This window comes from Longimicrobiaceae bacterium (genome assembly GCA_035696245.1).
GTDB lineage: Bacteria > Gemmatimonadota > Gemmatimonadetes > Longimicrobiales > Longimicrobiaceae > DASRQW01.
Genome location: DASRQW010000501.1, coordinates 1 through 3,727 on the forward strand (window position 1 = coordinate 1; position 3,727 = coordinate 3,727).

The 3,727-nt window shown below is 72.5% G+C and carries 3 protein-coding genes; all 3 read right to left on the minus strand.

Features of this window, described 5'->3' with window-relative positions; genetic code table 11:
* The coding region (locus tag VFE05_22460; GenBank protein ID HET6232856.1) for a hypothetical protein at positions 1 to 1,072 on the minus strand (1,072 nt) is incomplete at its 3' end.
* Complete coding sequence (locus VFE05_22465) at positions 1,072 to 2,661, minus strand: penicillin-binding transpeptidase domain-containing protein (protein HET6232857.1); 1,590 nt, start codon at positions 2,659 to 2,661, stop codon at positions 1,072 to 1,074. The genes VFE05_22465 and VFE05_22460, both read right to left, overlap by 1 nt.
* Positions 2,662 to 2,664: 3 nt before the next feature.
* On the minus strand, positions 2,665 to 3,411 hold the full coding sequence (locus VFE05_22470) for an FHA domain-containing protein (protein HET6232858.1): 747 nt from the start codon (positions 3,409 to 3,411) through the stop codon (positions 2,665 to 2,667).
* Positions 3,412 to 3,727 lie beyond the last annotated feature (316 nt).

Sequence of the window (3,727 nt, forward strand, 5' to 3'; positions counted from 1 at the left end):
GCTCGTCGGTGTGGAACGCGGCGAACACCATCCCCAGCCACGCCACCAGCATCACCGCCGCCCACCAGCCCCTCCGCGTGCCCACCAGCAGCATGGCGGCCAGGCTGACGGAGAGCACGAGGGAAAGGCCCAGTTCGTGGATCCACACGAAGGGCAGCACCGGCAGCGCGCCGTACACGAAGAGCATGAGCAGGCGGCGGGGCGCGAACGCCTGGCCCGCCTGGCCCAGGTTGTAGGCGTCGTCGGCCAGCGTGGCCGCCCAGATGCCTATGAAGATGGGCAGGAACAGCTCCCACGGCGTCGTCCCGCCCACCTTGCCCGTCGCGCGCGAGGTGAAGAAGAGCGTGAGGACGAGAAAGATGCCCATCAGCGGGATGAACGGCAGCAGGCGATGGTCGCGGAACCAGCGCAGCGGGCCTCTGTGGCGCGCGAAGAGGAAGCCCGCGAGCACCGCCAGCGGCGCCAGGAAGACGCTGAAGTTGGTCAGGATCCCGGCCACGATGCCGCGCGCGGACGTCTCCGCCTTCACCGCCGTGCGGAACGGGTCCGGAAGCGGCGGCGGCGGCCCGGCGAACACCTCCTGCTTCCGCTGCGGCGTGTACTCCTGGTCGATGGTGTACAGCCGCGAGCGCGTGGCCTTGAGGTCGTTCGCGCGCGCCTTGGCGCCGCCCACCGCCTGGTACGCCGGGTCGGTGAAGACCTGGAAGAGCGCCGGCCGCGCGATGCAGAAGATGAGGATGGGCAGCACGACGATCGCCCATCTGCCCTGGTACTTGAACGCGCGCAGGACGCCCAGGAGGATGAGCCACGCCAGCAGCGCCACCACGTCGCGCATGAGCAGCGCGCCGGGCCCGGGCGCCGTGCCGTGCACCGGCCACACGCCCGTGGCGATGGAGTAATGCGCGCCCAGGTAGAAGGCGATGCCCAGCACCAGCCCCCACCAGAGCGGGCCGGGGAAGGCGCTGCCCTCCTTGCGGTCGTGCGGCAGGTTGTACGGGCGCAGCTTGATGGCCACGCCTTCCAGCCCCGCCGGCTGCCGCGCGCGGCGGCGGAACAGGTCGCGGAGCCCCATCACTCCGGCCCCCACGTGCCGTCGGCGTACGCCTGGCGCTGGGCCCGAGCCGCCTGCGCCTTGAGCGGCGACCTGTCCCCCGACGCCATGTAGCGCGTCATCCCCGCCGCGATGGCGCCCGGCACGCGCCCGCCCTGGCCGCCCTTGCGCACGTAGACGACCACCGTGTACTTCGCCCGCCCGTCCGGCCCGAACATCAGCCCCGCGAACCAGCCGTCGGGCGTCGCCTGGTGCGCCACGTCAGCCGTTCCCGTCTTTCCGCCCATGTCCCATCCCGTGCCCAGGAGCGTGGGCAGCACGCTCACCGCGGTGCCCTTGTGCACCACTTCCAGCATCGCCTCCTGCAGCTTGGCCGCGGTCGTCGCCTTCATCACCCGCCGCCCCTCGTGCGCCACGCGGTCCGCCTCGATGCTGGGCTGCATCATCACCCCGCCGTTGCCGATGGACTGGACGAAGCGCGACACGGCGATGGGCGTCACGTCCACCGGCCCCTGCCCGATGGCGAGCAGCGCCCACTCGTGCAGGTTGTACTTGGACAGGATGCGCAGCCGGGCCTGCGGCGGGCTCATGCGCTGCGCCCACGCGTCCGAGCTGGTGCTCCAGAAGTCGTGCTGCGTGTCCACCGCCGGCTTGTCGGAGTACGGCTCGAAGCCGAAGCTGCGGTACTGGTCGATGAACGGCTGCACCCCCAGCCGCTGCCGGGCGATGAACGCCATCTGGATCGCCGCGGTGTTGCAGGACACGCGCAGCATCTCGCGCGGCGCCTCCAGGTTGGCGAACTCGTGGCTCTCGAAGTTGCGGATGGCGCGGTTGCCCGCCATCACCCGCGGCGGGCAGGGCATGTGCACGTCGCCCAGCCCGTGGTCCCACCACACGGCCGAGAGGGCGAGCTTGAAGACGGACCCCGGCGGCGCGTAGCGCTTGATGCCGAACGGCGCCTGGTTGGGCGCTCCCGTGGCCGCGTACGCCACCAGCGCCCCCGTCTTCACGTCCTGCACGATCACCGCGCCCTCGCGCCCCTGGCCGTTGAGCAGCCGCCACGCCTCGCGCGTGGGCTCGGAGCACAGGGTGAGCTTCATGTCGGTGCCAACCGGGTGCAGGTTGTCGCTCTGGTCCCACCCGTGCGGCTCGCGCAACTGCTTCGCGAAGAGGCGTTCCACGGTGTAGTCGCGGTCCTCGGCCCCCGCCCCGCCGCCCACCAGGTTGGCGCCCGCCTCGTCCAGCGGGTAGATGCGCTGCACCTCGCCGTCGCGCACGCCGTAGCGGGCGAGCGTCTTGTCCTCCTGGCCCGTGCAGTCGTAGATCCAGCCGCGCAGCTCCGCGCGGTTCAGCTCCGCCGCGCGCGGGTCGCCGAAGCGCGAGTAGGCCGCCCGCCCGGCCTCGATCCGGTCGCGGTCGGCCAGCAGCTTCAGGTGTCCGCCCGCGTAGACCAGGGCGAAGAGGAACATCCCCACGGCGATGCGCACCGCCCAGCGCTCGCGGCGCTGGCCGAACGCCGCGCGCAGCGAGCGCAGCAGCGCCACCAGGGCGCCCACGCCGAACAGGGCCAGGATGCCGCGCAGGATCCAGTCGAGCAGGGTGTCGACCACGGGCTAGTCGATGCGGGTGAGGCGGAGCACGGTGTTCCCCATGCGCACGGTGTCGCCCACGCTCAGCGTCAGCTCCTGGTGCGCGGGGATGGGGGTCTCGTTCACGAAGGTGCGGTTCTTGGAGTCCAGGTCGGTCACCGTCAGCCGCCCCTGCGCCGCGCGGAAGCGTGCGTGGCGGCCGGACATGTAGCGGTCGCCCAGCGCGAACACGCCCGGCTCCGGCCGCCGGCCCACCACCATCTCGCCCTCCACGCGCAGCGGCTCGCGCACCGACTCGCTGCTCACCACCTCCAGCGTCGCGGAGCCGCCGGCAGTCGCCGTATACCTACCGCCCGCGTATCCGCCCGGCTGAGGCGCGCGGGGCGCCGCGTCGGGCACGATGGGGCGGTCGCCGCCGCCTGCGTTCTGAGGCGGCGAGATGGGTGCGTCCCGGCGGGGGGCGTCCAGGCCCAGCGGCTTCACGAAGGCGAACTCGCGCTTGGTGTCCAGCATCACGAGCTCCACCCGCAGCCCCGCGCGGGCGATGCCGTTGTCCTGCGCCCACGCCGCCGCGAAGCGCCGCAGGTGGTCGGCCTCGTCGCGGGCGAACAGGTTGGGGCTCATGCCGGGCGGCACCAGGTCGGTGCTCACGTACACGCGCAGGTCGGGAGCCGTGCGGCGGTCGGCGTAGCGCCGCAGGGCCTCGCGGACGCCCTCCTCCAGCTGGTTGCGGAGGCTGGGGCGCAGGATCTTGCGAAAGAGGCTGAGCATGCTTGGGTCCGGGGTTGGTTTGCGCCCGCAGGCATCAGCAATATCAGGACCGGCGGGGAGGGTAGCAAGCCGGGTGCCCCGCGCCCGCTTTCCCTCGCGTCACGGGGTGGGGCTGGAGTACGGGAGATGGCACGGCTTCGATTCAGCGCCTTCGCTTCCAACTCGATGTTGCGCGGCTGAGGTGCCGCTCCGGAGCCAGGCGGCGATACTGCCTGCCGCCCGTCTCCTCCGCGGGGTCGGGGAGCCTCCTCCTCCGGCGGGCCGATACTGCCTGGCCCGCCTCCGTCCGGGGTCTCCCCGCCCGCGGCGGGAGCCT